Below are 22612 nucleotides of genomic sequence, written 5' to 3'. Positions count from 1 at the left end.
CGCGCGGCGGGGCGGAACCGTGATCGCTCAGCCGCCCTGCGCCTCCTGCCGGGGGGCCGCGAGCATGGGCGCGCGGACCGTGCGCATCAGGGCGGAGATCGGCAGCGTGACGCGCAACACCGTCGACATCTCGTCGGCGGAGGTCTCGGCCACGGCCTCGCCCCCCTCCTCCGCCAGGAAGCGGCGCAGGAGTGTGAGCGGCAGCGACGGCTCACCGGTCGTGGCGCGCGGCATGGCGGCGCGGCAGGCGCAGCTCAGCTCCACCAGATCGGGAGCGGGCGAGCGCAGGTCGATGCGGATCGGCTCGCTCTCGCCGGACAGATCGACGGCTGCCAACAGCAGGTTCACCCCGACCCGGCGCACCAGATCCGGACGGCTGCAGGGCAGTTCCCCCGGTCCGTCATCGTCGAGCGTGACCTCCCGCTCCATCGGTTCCGACAGACCAGCGGCGTGGCTGAGTGCGGCGTCGAGGGCCGCGGCCAGCGTGCCCGGGGCGGCGGGGGCGACCATCATGCGTTCGGTCAGCGAAATCAGGGAGCCGCCGCCGGGCAGCATGCTCGCCGTCAGCACCACCACGCTGCCATCGGGCCGCGTCAGATCGCACGCAATCGGCATCCGCTCGCTCTGCCCGCCGACGACGAAGGACAACAGCTCGTCGCCCGGCACAGACCCGCCGAAGAGGTCGCCACAGCGGTCGAGGAACCGGTGCACACCGCCCGGCGCCCCGATCTCGATATCGTTGATCGCGGGGCCGAGGAGGGCCGGCATCTCCGCATCCATGAACTGGATCGCGCCGCTCACGTCGAGGATCGCGTGGGCGCCGGGCTGGCGGCTGAGGGCGGCCTCCCGCATCTCCATCCCCTCGCGGAAATGCTGTTCGAGGGAGATCGCGGGCGTGATGTCCTCCAAGAGCAGCGCGATGGCGCCCTGCGGATGGGGCCGGGCATTGACCCGCAGCGTGCGGCCCGAGGGCTGCACCCAGACCTCCGCATAGTGCTGCGAACCGCCGGGCTGACCCAGCTCCAGCAGTTCGGAGCGCCAGGTCCGGTAGTCGCGCTGGTCCGGGATCGCCCGCCGCTCGCGCAGCTGGTTGAGGAAAGCGGTCAGCGTCGGCCGCCCGGCAAGCCACGCCGGATCCAGCTTCAGCAGATCCGCCAGCGCGGGGTTGAACAGGCCCAGCTCACGGTTCCGATCGAAGATCGCGAGGCCGATCGGCAGGTGGGCGAACGTCTCGGTCAGCGTCTCGACGAAACGGGCGAGTGCCGCCTCCGCCCGCATCACCTGCTCGGCCCCGATCGCGTAGCCGATATGGCCGCCACCCGGCAGCGCCAGCTCGGTCACGTCGAACCACGTCCCGACACTGCCATCGCGGGGCTGGATCCCGATACGGTGGCGCGCGGGCACCATCGGAGGCTGCCCCTCGGGTCGCAGCTCGGCAAGGCGGGCGAGCACGAGGTCAAGCGCCGTCTCATGCAGGCCGGCCGCGCGCCGCGCCTCGGCATTGGACCAGATCACGTCGCCTTCCGCCCCGATCCGCCATTGCAGCAGCGGCGCGTTCTCCAGGAGCCGCGCCTGATCGGAACTGCGCGCGATCTCCTGCTCGGCGGCGCGCGACATCTCGGTGGCCTCGCGGAACTGGTCCGTCGCATCGAGGACAGAGAGCCAGGCCCGCGCGCCGCGCGTCCAGCCGCCGACCGCGATGTGACGGCCGTCCGGGGTGGGGCTCATCCGGTCGAAGGCGGTGCCGTCGCGGCCCAGCGCCTCTACGTCCCGCCGCAACGCGGCATCCTCCGACAGGCCGAGCTCGGCGAGGAACACGTCGAACGACAGCTCCGTCGCGGGGTCGCCCGCCGCGGCGTTGGCAGGGCGGATCTGGCCCGCGCCAACGCTGTAGAGCGCCTCCCGCCCCACCGCCTGCCGATCGATCGGCGGCGCACCCCGCCGCCCGGTGGCGCGGCGCGGCAGGGTCGAGAGCGCATAGATCAGGAGCACCGCGAGCCCGGCCAGGCCCAGGGCCCAATCGAGCGGAAGGTCCGAAAAGTCCGGCATGTGTTCGTCCAGCAGATCCGTCCCCACACCCTAGCGTCGAGAAGGTTAACGGTCTGTTAAGCAAACCCCTCAGCCGGCACTGCGCATCTGCAGGATCGGCTGGTTGTGGCCCAGGACACCGCGCGCGGCATCCTCCAGCGGGGCCACGGTGCTGCGGGGCCAGGCGACTTCGACCAGCGCGCCGGGCGGCCGCGCGAATTCCGGCGCGCCGACACGCGGCCGCCGCTGACCCGGCTGGCTGCCATTGGTGAAGGTGAGCTGCGCGCCCGACCGCTCCAGCAGCGTCTTCGCGATGAAAAGGCCGAGGCCCATGCCGTCATAGCCTTTGCGCCGGTTCTCCCGCCGCCGGCGCCGGCCCGCGGTGAAGGGATCGCCGAGGCGCCCGATCAGCTCCGGCGGGTAGCCCGGCCCGTCATCGCCCACCACGATCCGCAGCACGTCGTGGTCCCAAGTCGCGTCGACCCAGACGGTGCTATCGGCGAAATCGACTGCGTTCTGGATCAGGTTGCGCAGGCCGTGGATGATCTCCGGCGTGCGGGTCATGGTCGGCTGCTCCCGCATCCGGTCGGGATCCGGGTTGCCGTCGAGCCGCACGATCACCCGCTTGCCACGCTCCGCATGGGGCTGCGCCGCCTCGTCGATCACGGTGGCGAGCGGCGCATGATGCAGGTGGGTGTCGTCCTTCCCGGCCTGCCCCATATCGCGCAGGATCTCACGGCAGCGATCGGCCTGCGCGCCGATCAGCTCCGCATCCTCGGCGAGTGGCGAGCCGGGCTCCAGCTCATCGGCGAGCTCCGCTGCGGCGAGCTTGATGGTGGCGAGCGGCGTGCCGAGCTCATGCGCCGCCGCCGCGACCACGCCGCCCAGCGCCGAAAGCTGCTGCTCCCGCGCAAGCGCCATCTGGGTCGCGACCAGCGCCTCGGACATCGCGAACATCTCGTTGGTCACGCGCGCCGCGTAGATCCCGAAGAAGAGCACCGCGATCGACACCGCGAGCCACATGCCGAAGAGGTAGATGTCCGGCAGCTGCAGCGGCCCGCCACTGTCGAGCGTCAGCGGCACGTACCAGAACATCAGCGCCGAAGTCAGCGCGATGGTCATGCCGCCCAGTCCCAGCACGACGCGGAACGGCAGCGCCGTCGCCGCGATGATGACCGGCCCGCTGATCAGCACCACGAAGGGGTTCGTCAGCCCGCCTGTCAGGTACAGCATCACCGCGAGCTGGAAGAGGTCGAAGAGCAGGATCGCCGTAGTGTAATCCGCGGACAGCCGCTTGTTCTCCGGCAGCACGATGCCGCCCACGACGTTCACCGCGACGGAGACGAAGAGCACGGCAAGGCATTGCTCCAGCGGCAGTTCGATGCCGAGGGCGAAGGTCGCCGTCAGGAGGGCGGCGAGCTGGCCCGCGATCGCGCACCAACGCAAGGTGAGGACGGTGCGCAGGCGCACCCAGTCGCTGCGGGCGGCGCGGCTATCTCTCATGCGCCGCCCTCAGGGTCACTGGACCGACGCGAGAAACGCCGCCACTTCCGCCTGCCCGCTGCGCGCGCGGAACGACATGCGGGACCGGGTGCTGTCATCGCCCAGGAACTCCTGGATGTAGTCGGTCGGGTTGGTGATGTAGGCGGCCAGGTTCTCCTCGGTCCACACGAGGCCCGCTTCACCGGCGGCGACCAGACCGTCGCCGTAGTCGAAGCCTTCGACCGTGCCCGCCTGACGCCCGATGATGCCGTAGAGGTTGGGGCCTGTGCGGCCGCGGCCCACGATGTTGGTGCCGTCGGGGGCCGTGACCTGGTGGCAGGACTGGCACTGGCGGAACGAGCTTTCGTCCTGTGCGAGTGCCGGGGCGGCGAGCAGCGCGAGCGCTGCCGCGGCCGGCAGCAGGGTCTTGGTCGTCTTCGTCATAGACTTCCTCCGGTGGTGCGGGGACCGGGCCCTCTGCCCGGCATTGCGACTTTGCACCATAGCCCCGGACGCTTCACTGTCCAATCTGTCGCAGTCTCACGATCACGTAAGCCCCGGCGGAGAAAGGCATCACGCCTCCGCGGCCAGCATCTCCTCGGCCCGGGCAAAGATGTCCTCGTAGCGCTCTTCGGCCTTGCCCCGCTGGCGGGCAGCGCGGGCTTCCTCGAAGTTCACCGAGGCGTCGCCGACGAGGATCAGACCCACCATGCCCAGCGCGCGGTGCGGCTGGCAGTAGTAGCCGTAAGTGCCCTCGGTCTCGAGCGTGATCTCGATCTCCTCGTTGATGCGACCGCGGAATTCGGCGCCGCCCTCGGGTGTCATGTTCTCGTCGGACACCGCGTTGTGGCCGCGGTCGGTCGCGATGAACTTGATGGTGTCGCCGGGCTGCGCGCGCACGATGTCGGGCAGGAAGACGTTGCGCTCGGACCGGTCGTCGGGATGGGCGTTGAGCATCTGCACCTCGTGCACGGTGCCCCCGCCATGGGACTCCGCGCCCGCGCTGCCTGCGGCAACGACGGTAGCACCCAGCAACGCATTGAAATGGCGGCGATTAAAATCGGTCATTCGGCTTTCTCCTTCTTGGGGACCGCCATGTAGGCGCTCAGCCAAGGGCGTCAGCGCGACAAACCGACCGGGCTATGCGGGCGCGGGAAAACGCAACGATATCAACGCTCCGCCATCGGGCACTGCGTCGAAATGGAGCGTGCCGCCGAGCTGGCGCGCCTGCACCTTGCAGACCCGCATGCCGAGCCCGGTCGATGCGTCCGCCGCGAAGCCGTCGGGCAGGCCCGGACCGTCATCCGATATGCTCAGCACCAGATCGCAACCCTCCCGCTCCAGCCGCAGCGCAATGCGGGGCGCGGGCCTCCCCGCATGCTTGACCGCGTTCGAGCAGAGCTCCGCCGTCACCAGCCCGAGCGCCACCGCGATGTCCGGCTCCACCGTCACCGTGGCGACATCCGCCGCCACCGCCTCGACCTCCGCGCTCAGGGCGCCCACGATGGACCGGGCGATCCGGGGCAGGTAGTCGGGCAGTTCCACCGCATCCGGCGCGCCGGAATAGAGCTGCTCGTGCACGTAGGAGAGCGTCATCACCCGCCCCGCCGCATCGTCCACCGCGAACCGAGCGGAGGCATCGTCGAGCCCGCGCGCCTGCAGCCGCAGCATCCCGCAGATCATGGCGAAGTTGTTCTTCACCCGGTGGTCGATCTCACGCAGCAGCAGGCGGTTCTCCTCCAGCAATTGGTCCTTGTCCGACAGCTCCACCGCCAGCCGCTCCGCGTAGGCGCTGAGCTGCAGGTCCCGCTCGTTCAGCACGCGCATCTGGTTGACCTGCTCGGTGATGTCGCGGGAGCTTGCGAGCACCCGCTCCGTTTCTCCGGCGGCATTGCGCACCGGCGAGACGGTGACCGACCACCAGCGCGGCGCGCCCTTCGCCGTGGGGCAGAACGCCTCGAACCGGGTCGTCTGGCCCGCGACGGCCGCAGTCACCGCCGCCTCGAGCTGCGGCTGCGCCTCCACCGGCCAGAGGCTCGGCCACGGCTGCGCCTCGACCATGGCGAAATCGTCGATCTCCATTGCGCACATGCCGTTGCGGTTCATGAAGGACAGCGAGCCGTCGAGCTCCACCAGCTTGATGCAGTCGGGCGAGGAGTTCAGCACCGACAGCGCAAAGGACGACGTGAGGTCGTTGAGCAGGTCGAGCGCCGTGCCATCCGCATTGCCCGCGTCATCGGCATTGGCCGCGCCATTCAGAGAGATCTGTTCCATCGCATGTGTCCCGGGCAACGAGTTGGTGAGTCGTTCGCCCGAGAAACCTATGCTGTCAGCCTTCGCGAGGTGTTAACGCGCCGACAAAATCAGAGTTAAGCGACGGCCCGCGCCAGCGCACACTGGCTCCACAGCGCATGAAGCGCATCCACCAGATGCTCGATATCCGCATCCGTGTGCAGCGGCGAGGGGGTGAAGCGCAGCCGCTCCGTGCCCTTGGGCACCGTGGGATAGTTGATCGGCTGCACGTAGATGCCCCAATCCTCCATCAGGATGTCGGAGAGCATCTTGCACTTCACCGGATCCTTCACCATCACCGGCACGATATGCGACGGGTTGTCGAGATGCGGGATCCCGGCGCGATCGAGTGCAGCACGCAGCTTCTCCACCTGGGCCCGCTGACGGGCGCGCAGGGCCACGCCCTCCTCCCCCTTCAGGAGCTTGATCGACGCCGTCGCCCCGGCGGCCACCGAGGGCGGCAGCGCGGTCGTGAAGATGAAGCCCGAGGCGAACGAGCGGATGAAATCCACCAGTTCCGCCGACCCGGTAATATAGCCGCCGACCACGCCGAACGCCTTGCCCAGCGTCCCCTCGATCAGCGTCACGCGGTCCATCAGCCCCTCGCGCTCGGCGATGCCACCGCCGCGCTGACCGTAGAGGCCGGCCGCATGCACCTCGTCGAGATAAGTCATCGCGCCATAGCGCTCGGCCACATCGCAGATTTCCGCGATCGGGGCGATGTCGCCGTCCATCGAATAGACGCTCTCGAAGGCCACAACCTTCGGCGCGTCGGGGTCCAGATCGGCCAGCTTGCGCTCTAGATCGCGCGGGTCGTTATGCGCCCAGATCCGCTTGTCGCAGCGGGCGTGGCGGATGCCCTCGATCATGCTGGCGTGGTTATAGGCGTCGCTCAGGATCGTGCAGCCCGGCAGCCGCGCGCCCAGCGTGCTGAGCGCCGCCCAGTTCGAGACATAGCCAGACGTGAACAGAAGCGCCGCATCCTTGCCATGCAGGTCCGCGAGCTCCCGCTCCAGCAGCACATGCGCATGGTTGGTGCCCGAGATGTTGCGCGTCCCGCCCGCACCCGCACCGCACTCGTCGAGCGCGGTGTGCATCGCACCCAGAACCTCGGCGTTCTGGCCCATACCGAGGTAGTCGTTGGAGCACCAGACCGTGACCTCGTCCGCCCCGGCGCCGTGGTTCTTCGCCCGCGGATACGCCCCGCGCGACCGCTCCAGCTCCGCAAACACGCGGTAGTTCCCCTCATCGCGGAGGGCATCGAGCTGGCTGCGGAAGAGTGCGTCGTAATCCATGCGGGTCGGTCGTCCTTCGTCTTGTCGCGCCTGATTTAGAACCGTTCGAAGCTGCTTGCCAGCGCCCGAACGCCGCAGCATCAACGTTCCTTGCGTCACGCAACGCTGCGACGTCAAGGCTTTGGCACCCCGCGCTCCATCACGCCTTGATCAGGATCAAGGAGGCCTGCTCCAGGTCCCATCTCAAAACCGATCGCGATCGGGCGCTGCGCGAGAACCACTAAAATTCGACTTATTGTTCCGGTGGAACTTCTGACTTCTCAGCACGTTAACATGTCTTAACGCGTTATTTGGATTGCGCAAAACGACTCGAAAGTGCGTCATGAAACACGAAAAGCCGGTTCAGGAAGACGAGAAGGACAGACTGATCCGGATCCTGGAGGAGCGTGCGATGCTGGCGGAGGCGCGCACGAGCTCGCTCAACCCCGTCGGTCTCGCGATCATCTCGATCTTCTTCTTCACCCTCGGCGCGCTGCTGTTCTGAAGTCCGGCCGCACCGCGGCTCGGCACCACGCCCTGACACGCGCCGCGACCCGGCGACCGACACCTCACGCCGGACCCAACCTTCCCCCCTCGACTGTAACGCGCACTGGACAAGTCGCCCACTGGCCGACCATACCGGGACGACCGACCGGCCAGAGGATCCCATGACCGACAAGCTTCTGCTTCGCGCCCTCCGCGGCGAGACCCTGCCCGTGCCGCCCGTCTGGATGATGCGACAGGCCGGGCGCTACCTCCCCGAATACCGCGCGACGCGGGCGCAGGCGGGCAGCTTCCTCGACCTCTGCTACACGCCGGAGCTCGCGGCGGAGGTCACGCTGCAGCCGATCCGCAAATACGGCTTCGACGCCGCGATCCTTTTCGCCGACATCCTCTTGGTGCCCCAGGCGCTCGGCGCCGATCTCACCTTCGTGCAGGGCGAGGGGCCGCGCCTCTCCACCATCGCCTCCGCCGCCGATCTCGCGAAGCTCGGCCCGGTGGACGAGATCGACGCGACGCTCTCCCCGGTCTACGAGACGGTGCGCATCCTGCGCCGAGAACTGCCCGAGGAGGTCCCGCTGATCGGTTTCGCCGGCGCGCCCTGGACGGTGGCCACCTACATGATCGCGGGCCAGGGCACGCCCGACCAGGCCCCCGCCCGGCGGCTGATGTATGGCGATCCGCAGACCTTCGAGGCGCTGCTCGACAAGATCACGCAGGCCACCGCCCATTACCTGATCCGGCAGATCGACGCGGGCGCGGAGGTCGTGAAGATCTTCGACAGCTGGGCCGGCGCTTTGCCCGGCACCGTCTTCGCCCGCTACGCCGTCGAGCCCATCAAGACGATCCTCGCCGCGATCCGCGAAAAGCACCCCGACGTGCCCGTCATCGGCTTCCCCCGCGGCGCAGGCGGCAACTACGCCCCCTTTGCCGAGGCGACGGGCGTGCAGGGCCTCGCCCTCGACACCTCGGTCGATCCGGCCTGGGCGGCGAAGGCGCTGCAACCCCATGTCTGCGTGCAGGGCAACATGGACCCGCTCCTCCTCGTCGAGGGCGGCGAGGCGCTCACCCGCACCGCCCGCCAGATCCGCGACGCACTGTCGGGCGGCCCGCACATCTTCAACCTCGGCCACGGCATCACGCCGGACGCCGACCCCGACAATGTCCACCGCATGCTGGAGGCCGTGCGCGGCTGATTTCTACACTGGGTTGCCTCTTATCAACCAGGGTCTTGCTTCGAGCATATAGTTGGTTATGAAATTTAGTAAAACATTGCGCCAGTTAACTTGCTGGAGACGCAGCTAATAAAAGGGGCTGCTACCTACTGCGGCGTCGACGCGCATCGACGGCGTAATCACCTAAACGCGTGCGTGTTTGCATTCGCCGCACGACCGTATCACGGTAAGCTCTCCACTCATCTTGATCAAGCGCCTGAAGGCCAGATTTTGTACTTTCGTCAGAAGATTCGAATTGCTCATAAACCTTCTTTGAAAATGGGACGACCTGCAGTAGAGGTTTATCACGACGCAGAACAACTGGCTTACCTTTCTTTTGAAATTTCAAGTTTACCAGAAGCGGTCCAAACCACCAGTCAGTTTCTATAACTCCTTCAATAACAACAAAACCGCGCCCGTACTCAAAATTGACTGGCGCTCTCACGTGCGCTGCGATCCCTTCCGACGATCGAGCAACGATACCGGGCCAGATCTGAAGCGTATCCTGATCGTTTGTTCGAGACGCAAAGGGTGGCGCATACTCCGCTATATCAGGCGGAGCTGCTTCTCCAAACTCTTCAAGAAAGTTGGGATATTGGATAGAATCACCGAGAACGAACCAGGTCGCACCTTCGTCGATGCTCCATTCATACTCGTAGCCATCCCAAAGGAACCAGATTTCCAAAGGAAGATATACGTACCAACCGAACCCCGATGCAATTCTAAGTGGCTCACAATACCTGAAACCATTGGTTGGAAGTGTCCCGTTGCCGCACTTCGTGGCGCGCCTTGGAGATACACTGCCTTCGACTAGATTAAAAAAAGTGAACAATGAAATCCCCTATCTAGACTCACTACATTCAAAGTAAATTTAAAAATAGTCCACCCAACAAGAGAGGATTTATTAAAAAAATATGCAATACTAAGAAAATGGGCGAGCAATATACATCACCCGCCCAGTATTAAATTTGATTTCAAGGAATAGTATTGGCAGAAAATAAGTTGGAATGGTTCCCAAGGCGGACCTTCCGCTTATCCGACACTATAGTTTGCAACTTTTGATCGGCAACTTCCAACACGCTCCCTCTGCGCATCGATAGCAGGCCAGAGTGGTTTCCAAGCCGCACTTTGCCATTGCCGACCATCGGAGGCCGTTTCTGCACTACCGCCATGCTTTCATCCTTTATACGCTATCCAAGCTTCGCATATTGAAGCTAACCAAGCATATGTCGCTATCGCCTGATCACCAAGAGCTGAGTGCGGCGTTGCAACAAGCCTGAAGCTCGCGCACCGATCAATCGAAAAATACCCCCATCTGCACCGGCCAATATGCGACACTGCCGGTCTGGAGAGTAGACTCTTCGGCGAATTATATCGGAGAAAAAAGACGAAGAACGGTGTCACAGTCTTAATGTTGATTGCAGTTTCACTTGAGGCTGCCTCTGCGACTGTTAGCAAGTTATTAATTGAACATAAGCCAATAGATGAGATATTATTTTATAGATATTTTAGCGCCTTATTAATATTAACTCCATTCATTGATAAAACTGTTCTTAAATTCTCTGCAAGAATAATAGTTTCTCATATCACGCGATCAATACTTATGGTTGGCACATTGCACCTCTATATTGAAGCTCTAAAATATACTGATCTAGCGACCGCTACAGCACTATTATTTACGTATCCGATATTAACTGGACTCTCAGCTCGCATTGCCTTCTCGGAAAGAATTGAGCGAAAGCTTTACGGATCTGCTCTCACTTCTAGTGTCGGAGTTTTATTAATTTTTCAACCCGGTGATACCACAAACGTTGAAGGGTCGCTCTTGGCATTGGCTGCGGCGGCTACTCTATCTCTAAGGTCATTGACGGATCGGGCACTCGGCTTGACCGATATATCACCCTTGAGTATATCTTGGATTGGCGCTGCACTTGCAGCCTGCGTGTTTTTTATACGTTTTGACGGAAATCCACCTATATCAGGCTTACGAGAAATTAATATTATTTTATTTTGTATATTTTCGCTTACGGCAAGCGTTATGATTACTTATGTTACAAGCAAAGGGCATTGGTCGGAGTATATAACATTCGGCTACTGGCAAATTATTGCAACCATTACAATCTCTCACATATTCTTTAATGAAGAAGTAAATAACGTACAACTACTCGGCTGTATTGTGATATTTTTATCTGGAATCATTTTGCGCATGACCGGAGCTCAAAATAAAAACAAAAAATCCTCGTGAAGAGCATTATCTTAAATGTAAGATTAACAATCTTCACATAAATAGGCTTTCGTAAGGTTCTATTCGTTTCACACCCCGATCACATTCGCCTCCGGCCCGTAGGGAAAGCCGGTGATGTTCTCCGCCCCGCTCTCGCCCACCACCAGAATGTCGTGCTCGCGGTAACCACCGGCCCCCGGCGTCCCCTCCGGCACCCAGAGCATCGGCTCCATCGAGACGACCATGCCGGGCTCCAGCACGGTGTCGATATCCTCGCGCAGCTCCAGCCCCGCCTCGCGTCCGTAATAGTGGCTCAGCACACCGAAGGAATGCCCGTAGCCGAAGGAGCGGTACTGCAGCAGCCCCTCTCCTTCCAGGAACCGGTTGAGCTCCGCGCAGATCCCCGAACAGGTCACCCCCGGCCGGATCAGCGACAGCCCCAGCTCGTGCGCCGCGACATTGGCCCGCCAGATCCGCAAGGTCTCCGCATCCGGCTCGCCCAGAAACAACGTCCGCTCCAGCGCCGTGTAGTAGCCCGAGATCATCGGGAAGGTGTTGAGACTCAGCAGGTCCCCGGCCCGCAGCTCCCGCGCCGTCACCGGGTTGTGCGCACCATCCGTGTTCAAACCGGACTGGAACCAGACCCACGTGTCGCGCAGCTCGCTGTCCGGAAAGCTCCGCGCGATCTCTAGCTCCATCGCGTCGCGGCCGGCCATGGCGACGTCGATCTCCCGCGCGCCCGGCCGGATCGCGTCGCGCACCGCCTCACCGCCCAGATCGGCGATGCGCGCGCCCTCGCGGATTAGCGCGATCTCCTCCTCGGACTTCACCATCCGCGCCAGCATCGCGTCGGGCGCGATATCCACCAGCTCGCGCGCGCCCAGCACATCGACCAACGCGTCACGTGCCGCCAGCGTCAGGTGATCCGCCTCGATCCCGATCCGCCCGGCATCGCCGACCAGCTCCCGCACCGCGCGCCAGAAGTTGTCCCGGCGCCAGTCGGTGTAGATCACGTTCTCCCCGACCGAACGCCGCCCCGGCTGCCCACCATCGATATTGGCCGAAACCGTGGTGCATTCCTCCGCCGTCACCACGCAGGCATAGGGCCGCCCGAACGCGCAGTAGAGAAAGCCCGAATGGTAGGCGATGTTGTGCATCGAGGTGAGCACCACCACCGGCACGTCGCGCGCCGCCATGATCCGCCGCAGCGCCGCCAGCCGCCGCGCGTACTCCGCCGCGCTGAACGGCAGCGGCGCCTTCTCCCCATTGGCTCTGACAAAGAAATCGGGCCGGTCCATCTGCGTCCTCCCTCACCCGCGTCCCGGCGTACAGGACCCAGAACCGGAGGATGCGCGGTGACGCCATCACCGCCCGGCCTGACCCAACGCTAGGCCCGCCGCAGCGCGCCGGTCAAGCCGCCCATCACTCTCTTCAAATACGCCCGCCGGAGGCCCGTTAACCCCGCCTTAACCCTGCCGCGGCGACGGTCCCCGCAGGATACGAGGAGTCGGGAATGGTCGCGCGCGCCTACACGGTCGCTTTCCAGGGCGTCGAGGCGCGCAAGGTCGAGATCCAGTGCGCCCTCTCCCCCGGCCTGCCCGCCTTCCACCTCGTGGGCCTGCCCGACAAGGCGGTGAGCGAGGCGAAGGAGCGGGTGCGCGCCGCCATGACCGCCATGGGCCTCGCCCTGCCGGCCAAGCGCATCACCGTGAACCTCTCGCCCGCGGATCTGCCCAAGGAGGGCTCGCATTTCGACCTGCCGATCGCGCTCAGCCTGCTCGCGGCCATGGACGTCATCCCGCGGGAGGAGGCGGAGGGCCACATCACCCTCGGCGAGCTATCGCTCGATGGCTCCACCGTCCCGGTGATCGGCGCCCTGCCCGCCGCCATGGCCGCGGCGGAGGCCGATTGCGGGCTGATCTGCCCCGAGGCCTGCGGGGCCGAGGCCGCCTGGGTCGGCGCGGTCGAGGTGCTGGCCACGCCCTCGCTCCTGGCCATCGTGAACCACTTTAACGGCCGCATGATCCTGCCGCCAGCCAAGGCCGGAACGGTCACCGACCCCGCCCTCATTCCCGACCTCGCCGATGTGAAGGGGCAGGAGCGGGCCAAGCGCGCTTTGGAGATCGCCGCCGCGGGCCGCCACCACATGATCATGGTGGGCGAGCCGGGCTCCGGCAAATCCATGCTCGCCGCCCGCCTGCCCGGCATCCTGCCCGAACTCTCGGCCCCCGAGGCGCTGGAGACCTCGATGATCCACTCCCTCGCCGGCCTGATCGAGGAAGGCGGCATCTCGCGCAACCGTCCGTTCCGCACGCCGCACCACACCGCCTCGATGGCCGCGATCGTCGGTGGAGGCCGCCGGGCCGGGCCCGGGGAGATCAGCCTCGCCCACAATGGCGTCCTCTTCATGGACGAGTTCCCGGAGTTTCCCCGCCAGGTCCTCGAAACCCTGCGCCAGCCGGTGGAGACCGGCGACGTGATCGTCGCCCGCGCCAACGCCCATGTCCGCTATCCCTGCCGCTTCATGCTGGTGGCAGCGGCGAACCCCTGCCGCTGCGGCTACCTCCCCGATCCGTCGCGCGCCTGCGCCAAGGCGCCGGTCTGCGGGCAGGACTATCTCGGCCGCGTCTCCGGCCCCCTGATGGACCGCTTCGACATCCGCATCGACGTCGCCCCCGTCTCGGTCGGCGATCTTGCGAGCGCCAGCCCCGGAGAGCCTTCCGCCCCGGTCGCCCAACGCGTCGCCGCAGCCCGCCAGCGACAGGCCGAACGCTACGCGGACCTGCCCGACGTCACCACCAATGCCGATGCCGAAGGCGACCTGCTCGACCGCGTCGCCACGCCCGACGACGAGGGCCGCGCCCTCCTCTCCCAGATCGCCGAACGCCACCGGCTCACCGCCCGCGGCTACCACCGCATCCTGCGGGTCGCGCGCACCATCGCCGACCTCGCGGGGGAGGAGGCGGTCGCCCGCCCTCACATCGCGGAAGCCGTCGCCTACCGCCTCAATATCTGAGAGGTTCGGAAGCCTCCGGCGGGGATATTTACCTCAAGCTGGAAAGGCAGTGCCGCGCCCCTCCTTCCAGCTTGCTCCAAGTATCCTCGCGCGATAGCGCGAAACCAAGTCTCTAGAAGAAGCTCTGCGGATCAATGTCGATCTGGATGCGGTAGTTCGCCCGCGGCACCACCCCCTCGACCCAGCGGGCGAGCACCGGTTGCAGCGCCAGCCCCTTCGCCGCCTTCACCAGCAGGCGCACCCGCGTCCGCCCCCGGATGCGCGCGATGGGCGCAGGCGCCGGGCCGAAGAGCTGGGCGCCCGCCTGCGTCAGCATCCCAGCCCGGGCGGCGAGCGCGCGGGCGAGCTCGAACGTCTCCCGCTCCTCCGGCCCGCTCACGATGATCCCGGCCATGCGGCCGTAGGGCGGCGCGCCCGCCGCCTGCCGCTGCGCGGCCTCCGCGCGCCAGAACGCCTCCTCGTCGCCGCCGAGGATCGCCCGGATCACCGGGTGCTCCGGCTGGTGGGTCTGGATCAGGGCGAGACCGGGTTTCTCCGCCCGCCCCGCACGGCCCGCGACCTGGCGGATGAGCTGAAAGGTCCGCTCCGCCGCCCGCAGCTCACCACCCTGCAACCCCAGATCCGCGTCGATCACGCCGACCAATGTGAGCAGCGGGAAGTTGTGCCCCTTCGCCACCATCTGCGTCCCGATCACGATGTCGGCCGCACCGCCCGCGATCTCCTCGATCCGGGCCTTCAGCGCGCGGGCGCTCATGGTCATGTCGGAGCTGAGCACCGCCGTCCGCGCCTCCGGAAACCGGCGCGCGACTTCCTCGGCCAGCCGCTCCACCCCCGGCCCCAGCGCCGCGAGGTGATCGGGGTTGCCGCAGTTGGGACACTCCGACGGAATGGGCTTCTGCGCCCCGCATTGGTGGCACATCAGCCGCCCGAGGAAGCGATGCTCCACCATCCGCGCGTCGCACTGGTCGCAGCCGATCTGGTGCCCGCAGGCCCGGCACATCGTCAGCGGTGCGTAGCCCCGGCGGTTCAAAAACAGAAGGCTCTGCTCCCCCGCCTCCACCCGCTGCCGCACGGCGCTCGCCAGGGGTTCGGAGATCCAGGATTCCCGCTCCAGCGGATCGATGCGCAGGTCGAGGGCGCGCATCTCGGGCAGGACCGCCGCTCCGAACCGCTCCGTCAGATCGATCCGCGCATACTTGCCCGCATCCGCATTCGCCCAGCTCTCCAGCGACGGGGTCGCCGACGCCAACACCACCTGCGCGCCCGACAGCGACGCGCGCAGCACCGCCATGTCGCGCGCACTGTAGAGCACCCCGTCCTCCTGCTTGTAGGAGGGGTCGTGCTCCTCATCCACGATCACGAGGCCGAGGTCGGTAAAGGGCAGGAACAGGGCCGAGCGCGCACCCACGACGAGCTGCGCCCGCCCCTCCGCCACGCCGAGCCAGACCCGCCGCCGCCCGGCCTGGGTCACGCCGGAATGCCACTCGGCGGGCTCCTGACCGAAGCGCGCCTGCACACGGGCGATGAACTCCCCGGTCAGCGCGATCTCCGGCAGCAGAACGAGCGCCTGCCGCCCCTGGGCGAGGCATTCGGCCACCGCCTCCAGATACACCTCGGTCTTGCCCGAGCCGGTCACGCCCTTCAGCAGGGTCGTACCATAGGACCGCCCGCGCACCGCCTCGCGCAACTGCGCCGCCGCGCGCCGCTGGTCGCCCGACAGGTCCTTGCCCGGCCGCGACGGGTCGAGCGGCAGGAAGGGGGCGTCGCGCGGGGCGGCCTCGCGCACCAGCACGCCCTGCCCCTCCAACCCCTTCAGCACCGAGGACGTTACGCCGACCAGCCCGGCCAGCTCGCCGGGCGCGAAGCCCATCCCTTCATGCTCCTCCAGAAAGGCGATCACGCGGGTCCGCGCATCGGTCATCCGGTCGGGACGCGCATCGGTCAGGCGCAGGACGTGGCGCTTGCCCGGCGGCTCGCCGAGGCCTGGCGCGCGGGTGGCGAGCCGCAGCACCGCGGGCAGCGGCGTCATCGTGTAATCCGCCACCCTTTCCACAAAATCGCGCATGACCGGCGGCATCACCGGCACGTCGAGCACCGCCGAGATCGCCCGGATCTTCGCCCGGTCGTAATCGCCCTGCCCCGGCCCCCAGACCACGCCCAGCACCTTGCGCGGCCCCAGCGGCACCGCGACGAAGGCGCCGACGCGCACTCCCCCCTCCGGCACCCGGTAGTCGAGCGTCCGGTCGAGCGGCTGCGTCGTCAGCACCGCGGCAAGGGCGCGCTCGGGCAGGAAAGCGTCGGTCATCGCCGCGTAGTGTCACGAGCGGGCGCCAGCGCGCAAGCCGCCGCGGGCGCGAGGTCGACGACGAGCGGCACGTGATCACTGAGCCCGGTGCCGACCCACTCCTCGAACGAGCCAACCGCGAGGCTGCGCAGCGCGGCAGGCGGCACGAAGGCGTAGTCGAGGTGATAGGTCGGCCCGTCCTTGCGCCGGTCCCGCCAGTAGCAGGTCGGCACCCGCTCGGCACCATGCGCCTCTCCCGTCTCGAGGTGATAGGCACTGGCGAGACCGAGCCCCGACAGCTTCTCCACCAGCGTCATATGGTTGATCCGCCAGCCGGGCTTGTCCCAGATCGCGTTGCTGTTGAGATCGCCGCCGACCACGGATGGGCCCGCCGCGAGGAAGTCGCGATAGGCGGCGAGGCCCCGCCGCAGCGGGCCGAGCTGGTGCTTGCGCGTCACCCCGCCGCTCGCGTTCATCGCCCACACGGCGAGAAGGTTGCAGCGCTCAGGTCCCGTGACCTCGACGGGCAGCACATGTTGCAACGTCGGGCGGAAGGGCGCGTGGCGCCGCAGCCGGTAGCCGTTGAAGGCGAAGACGCCGAGCCCCTTGTTCGGATTGCGGCCCATCCACTGGCATCGGTCGTCCAGCCCGGTCACGCCGCGACGGGTCAGGATCTCCGGCGTCGCGCATTCGCCGATCACCGCGATGTCCGGGGTGAGCGCGGTCAGCGCTACCCACTTGCGGTGCAGGGCCATCGCGCAGTTCCAGAAGACGATCCGCATTCGATGGAGCGTCCGGCACCGCCCCGCAAGGCGCAAGCCATCGGTTTTCCTCTCCTGCCAGCCCCCGACAGGAGCAACCCGCCCCGCAGCACCGGGCCACCCGCAAGCCGGGCCAGCGCCGGCCCGTGGGATGGCGCCGAGACGGAGGAGCGACGCGCTTTCATGGTCCAAGCTGTCTCCGCGACCCGAACTCTGCACGAGGCGGCAAAGCGCCAGCCCGCCGGGACGGGCCGGCGCTGGCCCGGCGCCTTCGGCTTGATTCCGGGCTTGGGGGCGCCTCGCCCCCGCTTCCGGTTCCCCGCACAGTCCTGTAAGGTCCGGCCAAAACCACTCTGCGAGGGCCTCCACCCATGAAATTCTTCGTCGATACCGCCGATGTCGAAGCGATCCGCGAGCTGCACGAGCTCGGCTTCGTCGACGGCGTGACCACCAATCCGTCGCTGATCCTGAAATCGGGCCGCGACATCCTGGAGGTGACGAAGGAGATCTGCGACCTCATCCCCGGCCCCGTCTCCGCCGAGGTCACCGCCACCGACGCCGACGAGATGCTGACCGAGGGCCGCAAGCTGGCGGAGATCGCGTCCAACATCGCGGTGAAGGTCCCGCTGACCTGGGCGGGGCTCAAGACCTGCAAGACGCTCAGCGACGAGGGCAGGATGGTCAACGTCACCCTCTGCTTCTCCGCCAACCAGGCGCTGCTGGCGGCGAAGGCGGGTGCCACCTTCATCTCCCCCTTCATCGGGCGGCTCGACGACATCAACCTCGACGGGATGGAGCTGATCGCGGACATCCGCACGATCTACGACAACTACGGCTTCGATACCGAGATCCTCGCCGCCTCCATCCGCACCGTGAACCACGTGACGGAAAGCGCGCGCATCGGGGCGGACGTTATCACGGCACCGCCGGGCGTGCTGAAGAAGCTCGCCGACCACCCGCTCACCGACAAGGGGCTCGAAGCGTTCCTCGCCGACTGGGCGAAGACCGGTCAGAAGATCGTCTGATCCATGGACCGCGCCTCGATCCGGCAACTGATCCTCGACGACCCGTCCCTCGTGCTGGCCGACGGCGACGTCATGCGCGCGCTGATCGCCACGCAGGACAACAGCGACGGGCGCGTCGTCGACCTGCGCGGCGTCCTGCTGGAGCGGCTCGAAGGCCGTCTCGGCGCGCTGGAGACCACGCATCGCAACGTCATCGCCGCGGCCTATGACAACCTCTCGGGCACGCAGCAGGTGCAGCGCGCCGTGCTCGCCATCCTCGACCCCACCGACTTCGCGGGGTTTCTGGAGGCGATGGTGCGCGACGTGTCCGACATCCTCGCCGTGGACAGCGTGCGCCTCGCGCTCGAACTGACCGAGGACGAGTGGCGCATGGCGCAGGCACCCGGCATCGTCGCCCTCCCCATCCACGGCATCGCCCGTTACATCGGCGAGCACCCGGATCGGGAGACCGGGCGCATCACCCTGCGCCCCACCGGCCCCCACGCCGCCGCCGTCTTCGAGGAGGAGACGCTGCGCATCAGGTCCGAAGCCCTCATGCATCTCGACATCGGCGAGGGGCGGCGGCAGGCGATGCTGGTCTTCGGCTCCACCGAAGCCGACCGCTTCGCCCCCGACCAGGGCACCGACCTGCTGGAGTTCTTCACCGGCTGCTTCGAACGGGCCGTGCGGCGCTGGTTGGCATGAGCACGCAGGTCGAGGGCAGCGACGGCGCGCTCGACCTCATGCACCGCTGGCTGGAACAGCTCGCCGCCGTCCGCGGTCGCGCGGCCAACACCATCGGCAGCTATCGGCGCGACGTGTCCGGCTATCTCGGCTTCCTGAACGGCCACCGCGGCGAGCCCGTGGGCCGCACGGGCCTCGCCACCGTCACCCCGTCCGAGATGCGCTCCTGGCTCGCGTCGCTGCGAGCCGATGGCCTGTCGGCCCGCTCCACCGCCCGCGCACTCTCGGCCGTCAAAAGCTTCCACCGCTGGCTGGCCGAGGCTGAGGGGATCGAGGCGAGCGCCGTCCTCGCCGCCCGCGGTCCAAAGGTCAAACCCGGCCTGCCCCGCCCGATCAGCGCCGACGCGATGCAGGCCGTCATCGACCACGCGGAGCTCCAGCACCCCGAACCCTGGATCGCCGCACGCGACACCGCGGTGCTGACCCTGCTCTACGCCTGCGGGCTGCGGATCTCCGAAGCGCTGTCCTTGAAGCAGTCCGACGCGCCGCTGCCCGAGATGCTGCGCATCACCGGCAAGGGCGGGAAGGAGCGGCTGGTCCCGGTCCTACCCGTCGCCCGCGCCGCGGTGGAGGATTACCGCCGCCGCTGCCCCCATGCCGCCGGCCCGGGGGATGCGCTTTTCCTCGGGGCACGCGGCGGCCCGCTCGCGCCGACCATGGTGCAGAAGCTCATGGCCAACCTGCGCGCCCAGCTCGGCCTGCCTGCCACGGCGACGCCCCACGCGCTGCGCCACTCCTTCGCCACCCATCTGCTCGAGGCGGGCGGCGATCTGCGGACGATCCAGACCCTGCTCGGCCACGCCTCACTGCAAAGCACGCAGGTCTATGCCGGCATCGACCAGGCCCGATTGATGGAGATCTACGACGACGCCCGCGCGAAGAGCAGACGGCAGCGGGGCTGAGAAACGCGCGTGCTGGCGCGGCCTGGCCGATCAGCCGGGCGAACGCCTGCTCCGAAGTGACGCCACCCCGGACGTGATCCGGGGTCTTTCACCTCGGCGTACTCCGGTCTCAACGATCCCGGCACTGCGGCCGGGACGGCATCAATTGGCACCGTCATGGTCGGGCTTGACCCGGCCATCTCCCGGGTTCCGGAGATCCTCGGGTCTAGCCCGAGGATGACTTAACGCAGCAAACGGTCCCGGCGCGTCGGCCGGGACGGTCGCAAGGCGAACGACCGCCCCACGCGGCCCGCCCCTCAGCTCTCCGGCGCCCCCACAGCGGCCGGATCCTCCGCCGACGCGGCCCCGCCGGACGGGGTCTGCACGGCCCCGATGGCGACGAGCGCCAGCGTCATGGCGAGCAGAGCAGCGGACAGGCTTCCGGAAAACATCGACAACATGGCTAAGGTCCTCAAATTCAGGCGTGATTGTTATGAATGGTAAACGCGCCTGCGACATTTTCGTTCACCCGCATAAGCGGAAATCCGCCACCACCCTACCTCTTGCCAATTGAAGAGGCACGGGGGCACTCTCCTGCTCACGGTTCGCGCTCAACCCACGGAGTCTGCCCGATGCTCAAGCACCTTCCCGCCGCCCTGATCGCCCTCGCCGCCCTTCCGGCAGCCGCACAGGACCTGCCCGATCTCGGCGGGCGCACCGTCGTCGTGGTGACGGAGAATGCCTATCCGCCCCTGCAATTCGTCGATCCCGCGACGGGCGAGGCCATCGGCTGGGAATACGACGCGATCGAGGAGATCGCGGAGCGCATCAACATCGAGGTCGAGATCCAGAACACCTCCTGGGACGCCATGATCGCCGCCGTCTCCGAAGGGCAGTACGACATGGGCATGACCGGCATCACGATCCGCGAAGACCGGGCCGAAGTCGTCGATTTCTCGGATCCCTACATGCGCTCGGAGATGTTCATGCTGGTCCGTGCCGACGAGGAGCGCTTCGACGACGCCACGGGCTTCGCCGCCGATGACGAGTTGCTGGTTGGCGCGCAGCCCGGCACCACGCCCTTCTACGTCGCAGTCTACGACGTGCTCGACGGGGACGAGGCGAACCCGCGCGTGCGCCTTTTCGAGACCTTCGGCGCGGGCGTTCAGGCCCTGCGCGCGGGCGACGTCGACATGGTGCTGACGGACGGCACCGCGGGCCAGGGCTATGTCGATGCGAACCCGGACCTCTTCAAGCTGGTCGGCGACCCGCTGGGGACCGAGGATTTCGGCTTCATCTTCCCGCTCGGCTCCGACCTAGTGGAGCCCTTCAACGCGGCCATCGCCGACATGCGGGCGGACGGGACGATCGATGCGCTGAACACGAAATGGTTCCTCGAATACGAACTGGGCCAGTGAGTTCGCAACTTCGCAATTCGCAGATTTTCGCGGCCGAGATGGCTGAATTCCTGCGAATTGCGAACTTTGCGAAGTCCTCCCACACAACCGTCCCGGCCCCGCGCCGGGACCGCTCGGGATCCCGAAAGGCCCCGGATCACGTCCGGGGCGGTTGCGCTGAATGACACCTGACACGCAGGACCGCGACTTTCCCTGGTGGCTCGTCGCCGCCATCGCCATCGCGCTGTGGATCGGGTGGCAGATCGCGGCGGACGAGCTCTATTCGCAGATCTTCGACGTGGTCGTGCGGGGTGTGCGCATCACCGCTTTCGTTACCGTCACCGCCTTCGCGCTCGCCGCCACGGTGGGACTGCTGCTGGCGGTGATGAGCCTCTCCAAGTCATTGATCCTGCGGCAGATCGCGCGCTTCTACATCGAGATCGTGCGCGGCATCCCGATGCTCGTCCTGCTCTTCTACATTGCCTTCGTCGGCGCGCCACTGCTGGTGCCCGTGGTAAACGGCGTGATCGAGCCCCTCGGTTTCGATCCGATCCAGACCCGAGACATCTCCCTGATGTGGCGGGCGATCCTGGCGCTGACCATCGGCTATTCCGCCTTCATCGCCGAGGTCTTCCGCGCCGGGCTGCAATCGGTCGATCCGGGCCAGGTGGAGGCGGCAAAGGCGCTCGGCCTCAGCGGCTGGCAGCGCTTCCGGCTGATCGTCTTCCCGCAGGCATTGCGCACGATCCTTCCGCCTTTGGGCAATGATTTCATAGCGTTGATCAAGGACAGCGCACTGGTCTCCGTCCTCGGCGTGACCGACGTCACCCAGCTTGGCAAGATCTACGCCTCGGGCTCGTTCCGCTACATGGAGACCTACAACATCGTCGCCGTGATCTACCTGCTGATCACAGTCGGCCTCAGCCTCGCGCTGCGCGCTTTCGAACGGCGGTTGAGGCGAAAGCGGGCGGTCAGAGAAGATCCTCGATGAACGACGAGATGAGCTGCGCCCGGTTGGCGTGGCCCGACTTGCGGTAGATCGCGGAGCTCTGCGATTTCACGGTGCCGGTGGCCGAAGAGCGAAGCTCCGCGATCTCGGCTGTGCTCATGCCCTTGAGGATCAGGAGGGCGACGTCCCGCTCCGCCTCGGTCAGCTCCCACTCGCCGAAGCGGACCTCCAGCAGGTCCTGAAAGGCGCCGGTCGCGACGGCGAGCTGACCAGCCATCTTGTCGTGCCGGCGCCGGAGGCGGGAGAGCTGGCGCGCGCCCAGCCACACGGCGAGCCACAGGCTGAACACCGCGAAGCACTCGAACGCCATGAAGAGGCGATAATCGGGGATGTCGGACGGGTAGATGAAGTCGAGGATCAGGTCGGCGGTGAAGAACAGCGCACAGATGACCTGCAGGCTGACCGCCGCCCCGAGGAGCGCCGCGCGCAGCCAGTTGTCCGGCAGGTAAGGGCCGGGCTCCTCGGGCTGTGCCGGGGTGTCCTGAACCTCAGCGGACAACA

The 22612-nt window shown here is 66.6% G+C and carries 21 protein-coding genes; 9 read left to right on the top strand and 12 right to left on the bottom strand.

Annotation, left to right across the window (positions count from 1 at the left end; translation table 11 throughout):
• Positions 1-27: 27 nt before the first annotated feature.
• The 6 genes from I0K15_RS13140 to hemA form a co-directional block, all read right to left on the bottom strand.
• Positions 28-2049, bottom strand: a complete 2022-nt coding sequence (locus tag I0K15_RS13140; protein WP_196101964.1) for a PAS-domain containing protein — start codon at positions 2047-2049, stop codon at positions 28-30.
• A 69-nt stretch (positions 2050-2118) separates the two neighbouring features.
• Positions 2119-3531: a sensor histidine kinase RegB gene (regB, locus tag I0K15_RS13135; RefSeq protein ID WP_196101963.1), complete on the bottom strand. Its 1413-nt coding sequence runs from the start codon at positions 3529-3531 to the stop codon at positions 2119-2121.
• A 15-nt stretch (positions 3532-3546) separates the two neighbouring features.
• Positions 3547-3954: a c-type cytochrome gene (locus I0K15_RS13130; protein ID WP_196101962.1), complete on the bottom strand. Its 408-nt coding sequence runs from the start codon at positions 3952-3954 to the stop codon at positions 3547-3549.
• A gap of 129 nt (positions 3955-4083) precedes the next feature.
• Positions 4084-4578, bottom strand: coding sequence for a pseudoazurin (locus tag I0K15_RS13125; protein ID WP_196101961.1), 495 nt, complete (start codon positions 4576-4578; stop codon positions 4084-4086).
• Positions 4579-4650: 72 nt separating this feature from the next.
• Positions 4651-5784, bottom strand: a complete 1134-nt coding sequence (locus I0K15_RS13120; RefSeq protein WP_196101960.1) for a sensor histidine kinase — start codon at positions 5782-5784, stop codon at positions 4651-4653.
• Positions 5785-5879: 95 nt separating this feature from the next.
• Entirely contained in the window at positions 5880-7097 is a 1218-nt protein-coding gene (hemA, locus tag I0K15_RS13115) for a 5-aminolevulinate synthase (protein WP_196101959.1), read from the bottom strand.
• Between the two features lie 322 nt (positions 7098-7419).
• On the opposite strand from hemA, the gene I0K15_RS13110 reads away from it, so the two are divergent.
• Positions 7420-7581: a hypothetical protein gene (locus I0K15_RS13110; protein ID WP_196101958.1), complete on the top strand. Its 162-nt coding sequence runs from the start codon at positions 7420-7422 to the stop codon at positions 7579-7581.
• Positions 7582-7744: 163 nt separating this feature from the next.
• Complete coding sequence (gene hemE / locus I0K15_RS13105; RefSeq protein ID WP_196101957.1) at positions 7745-8773, top strand: uroporphyrinogen decarboxylase; 1029 nt, start codon at positions 7745-7747, stop codon at positions 8771-8773.
• Between the two features lie 121 nt (positions 8774-8894).
• Here hemE and I0K15_RS13100 read toward each other — a convergent pair whose 3' ends face one another.
• Positions 8895-9476: a DUF6065 family protein gene (locus I0K15_RS13100; protein ID WP_196101956.1), complete on the bottom strand. Its 582-nt coding sequence runs from the start codon at positions 9474-9476 to the stop codon at positions 8895-8897.
• A gap of 726 nt (positions 9477-10202) precedes the next feature.
• On the opposite strand from I0K15_RS13100, the gene I0K15_RS13095 reads away from it, so the two are divergent.
• On the top strand, positions 10203-11036 hold the full coding sequence (locus tag I0K15_RS13095) for a DMT family transporter (RefSeq protein ID WP_196101955.1): 834 nt from the start codon (positions 10203-10205) through the stop codon (positions 11034-11036).
• A 68-nt stretch (positions 11037-11104) separates the two neighbouring features.
• Here I0K15_RS13095 and I0K15_RS13090 read toward each other — a convergent pair whose 3' ends face one another.
• Positions 11105-12313: an aminopeptidase P family protein gene (locus I0K15_RS13090; RefSeq protein WP_196101954.1), complete on the bottom strand. Its 1209-nt coding sequence runs from the start codon at positions 12311-12313 to the stop codon at positions 11105-11107.
• A 215-nt stretch (positions 12314-12528) separates the two neighbouring features.
• On the opposite strand from I0K15_RS13090, the gene I0K15_RS13085 reads away from it, so the two are divergent.
• Positions 12529-14031, top strand: a complete 1503-nt coding sequence (locus I0K15_RS13085) for a YifB family Mg chelatase-like AAA ATPase (protein ID WP_196101953.1) — start codon at positions 12529-12531, stop codon at positions 14029-14031.
• Positions 14032-14143: 112 nt separating this feature from the next.
• Here I0K15_RS13085 and I0K15_RS13080 read toward each other — a convergent pair whose 3' ends face one another.
• Both I0K15_RS13080 and I0K15_RS13075 read right to left on the bottom strand, forming a co-directional pair.
• Positions 14144-16336: a primosomal protein N' gene (locus I0K15_RS13080; protein WP_196101952.1), complete on the bottom strand. Its 2193-nt coding sequence runs from the start codon at positions 16334-16336 to the stop codon at positions 14144-14146.
• Positions 16333-17097, bottom strand: coding sequence for an endonuclease/exonuclease/phosphatase family protein (locus I0K15_RS13075; protein ID WP_196101951.1), 765 nt, complete (start codon positions 17095-17097; stop codon positions 16333-16335). The genes I0K15_RS13080 and I0K15_RS13075 overlap by 4 nt, the downstream gene beginning before the upstream one ends.
• A 350-nt stretch (positions 17098-17447) precedes the next feature.
• Between I0K15_RS13075 and fsa the strand changes: the two genes are divergently transcribed.
• Genes fsa through I0K15_RS13060 form a run of 3 tightly spaced genes read left to right on the top strand, consistent with a single transcriptional unit; the run spans position 17448 to position 19726 of the window.
• Positions 17448-18101 (top strand): fructose-6-phosphate aldolase, encoded by a 654-nt coding sequence (gene fsa, locus I0K15_RS13070; protein WP_196101950.1) that lies wholly within the window; start codon positions 17448-17450, stop codon positions 18099-18101.
• A gap of 3 nt (positions 18102-18104) precedes the next feature.
• Complete coding sequence (locus I0K15_RS13065; RefSeq protein WP_196101949.1) at positions 18105-18785, top strand: DUF484 family protein; 681 nt, start codon at positions 18105-18107, stop codon at positions 18783-18785.
• Complete coding sequence (locus I0K15_RS13060; protein WP_196101948.1) at positions 18782-19726, top strand: tyrosine recombinase XerC; 945 nt, start codon at positions 18782-18784, stop codon at positions 19724-19726. Before I0K15_RS13065 ends, I0K15_RS13060 begins: the two co-directional genes overlap by 4 nt.
• Positions 19727-20022: 296 nt before the next feature.
• Here the strand turns inward: I0K15_RS13060 and I0K15_RS13055 are convergent, their stop codons facing one another.
• Positions 20023-20166, bottom strand: coding sequence for a hypothetical protein (locus I0K15_RS13055; RefSeq protein WP_196101947.1), 144 nt, complete (start codon positions 20164-20166; stop codon positions 20023-20025).
• A 171-nt stretch (positions 20167-20337) separates the two neighbouring features.
• Here I0K15_RS13055 and I0K15_RS13050 point away from each other — a divergent pair, with 171 nt between their 5' ends.
• Positions 20338-21123 carry a transporter substrate-binding domain-containing protein gene (locus I0K15_RS13050; protein ID WP_196101946.1) on the top strand — a complete coding sequence of 262 codons (786 nt, stop codon included), beginning with the start codon at positions 20338-20340 and terminating at the stop codon, positions 21121-21123.
• Positions 21124-21283: 160 nt separating this feature from the next.
• Complete coding sequence (locus I0K15_RS13045; RefSeq protein WP_196101945.1) at positions 21284-22093, top strand: amino acid ABC transporter permease; 810 nt, start codon at positions 21284-21286, stop codon at positions 22091-22093.
• Here I0K15_RS13045 and I0K15_RS13040 read toward each other — a convergent pair.
• Entirely contained in the window at positions 22074-22610 is a 537-nt protein-coding gene (locus I0K15_RS13040; RefSeq protein ID WP_230374116.1) for a helix-turn-helix transcriptional regulator, read from the bottom strand. The genes I0K15_RS13045 and I0K15_RS13040 overlap by 20 nt on opposite strands.
• Positions 22611-22612 lie beyond the last annotated feature (2 nt).

This window comes from Pontivivens ytuae, from assembly GCF_015679265.1.
GTDB classification, from domain to species: Bacteria; Pseudomonadota; Alphaproteobacteria; order Rhodobacterales; family Rhodobacteraceae; genus Pontivivens; species Pontivivens ytuae.
This window is presented reverse-complemented; position numbering and strand designations above follow the sequence as displayed.

Bases quoted from the DNA above. Each gene is read 5' to 3' on its own strand.
- I0K15_RS13075 (WP_196101951.1), bottom strand. From the start codon at position 17,097: ATGCGGATCGTCTTCTGGAACTGCGCGATGGCCCTGCACCGCAAGTGG.
- fsa (WP_196101950.1), top strand. From the start codon at position 17,448: ATGAAATTCTTCGTCGATACCGCCGATGTCGAAGCGATCCGCGAGCTG.
- I0K15_RS13120 (WP_196101960.1), bottom strand. From the start codon at position 5,784: ATGGAACAGATCTCTCTGAATGGCGCGGCCAATGCCGATGACGCGGGC.
- I0K15_RS13085 (WP_196101953.1), top strand. From the start codon at position 12,529: ATGGTCGCGCGCGCCTACACGGTCGCTTTCCAGGGCGTCGAGGCGCGC.
- I0K15_RS13130 (WP_196101962.1), bottom strand. From the start codon at position 3,954: ATGACGAAGACGACCAAGACCCTGCTGCCGGCCGCGGCAGCGCTCGCG.
- I0K15_RS13080 (WP_196101952.1), bottom strand. From the start codon at position 16,336: ATGACCGACGCTTTCCTGCCCGAGCGCGCCCTTGCCGCGGTGCTGACG.
- hemA (WP_196101959.1), bottom strand. From the start codon at position 7,097: ATGGATTACGACGCACTCTTCCGCAGCCAGCTCGATGCCCTCCGCGAT.
- I0K15_RS13140 (WP_196101964.1), bottom strand. From the start codon at position 2,049: ATGCCGGACTTTTCGGACCTTCCGCTCGATTGGGCCCTGGGCCTGGCC.
- I0K15_RS13055 (WP_196101947.1), bottom strand. From the start codon at position 20,166: ATGTTGTCGATGTTTTCCGGAAGCCTGTCCGCTGCTCTGCTCGCCATG.
- I0K15_RS13050 (WP_196101946.1), top strand. From the start codon at position 20,338: ATGCTCAAGCACCTTCCCGCCGCCCTGATCGCCCTCGCCGCCCTTCCG.
- I0K15_RS13065 (WP_196101949.1), top strand. From the start codon at position 18,105: ATGGACCGCGCCTCGATCCGGCAACTGATCCTCGACGACCCGTCCCTC.
- hemE (WP_196101957.1), top strand. From the start codon at position 7,745: ATGACCGACAAGCTTCTGCTTCGCGCCCTCCGCGGCGAGACCCTGCCC.
- I0K15_RS13060 (WP_196101948.1), top strand. From the start codon at position 18,782: ATGAGCACGCAGGTCGAGGGCAGCGACGGCGCGCTCGACCTCATGCAC.
- I0K15_RS13125 (WP_196101961.1), bottom strand. From the start codon at position 4,578: ATGACCGATTTTAATCGCCGCCATTTCAATGCGTTGCTGGGTGCTACC.
- I0K15_RS13110 (WP_196101958.1), top strand. From the start codon at position 7,420: ATGAAACACGAAAAGCCGGTTCAGGAAGACGAGAAGGACAGACTGATC.
- regB (WP_196101963.1), bottom strand. From the start codon at position 3,531: ATGAGAGATAGCCGCGCCGCCCGCAGCGACTGGGTGCGCCTGCGCACC.
- I0K15_RS13045 (WP_196101945.1), top strand. From the start codon at position 21,284: ATGACACCTGACACGCAGGACCGCGACTTTCCCTGGTGGCTCGTCGCC.
- I0K15_RS13095 (WP_196101955.1), top strand. From the start codon at position 10,203: ATGTTGATTGCAGTTTCACTTGAGGCTGCCTCTGCGACTGTTAGCAAG.
- I0K15_RS13090 (WP_196101954.1), bottom strand. From the start codon at position 12,313: ATGGACCGGCCCGATTTCTTTGTCAGAGCCAATGGGGAGAAGGCGCCG.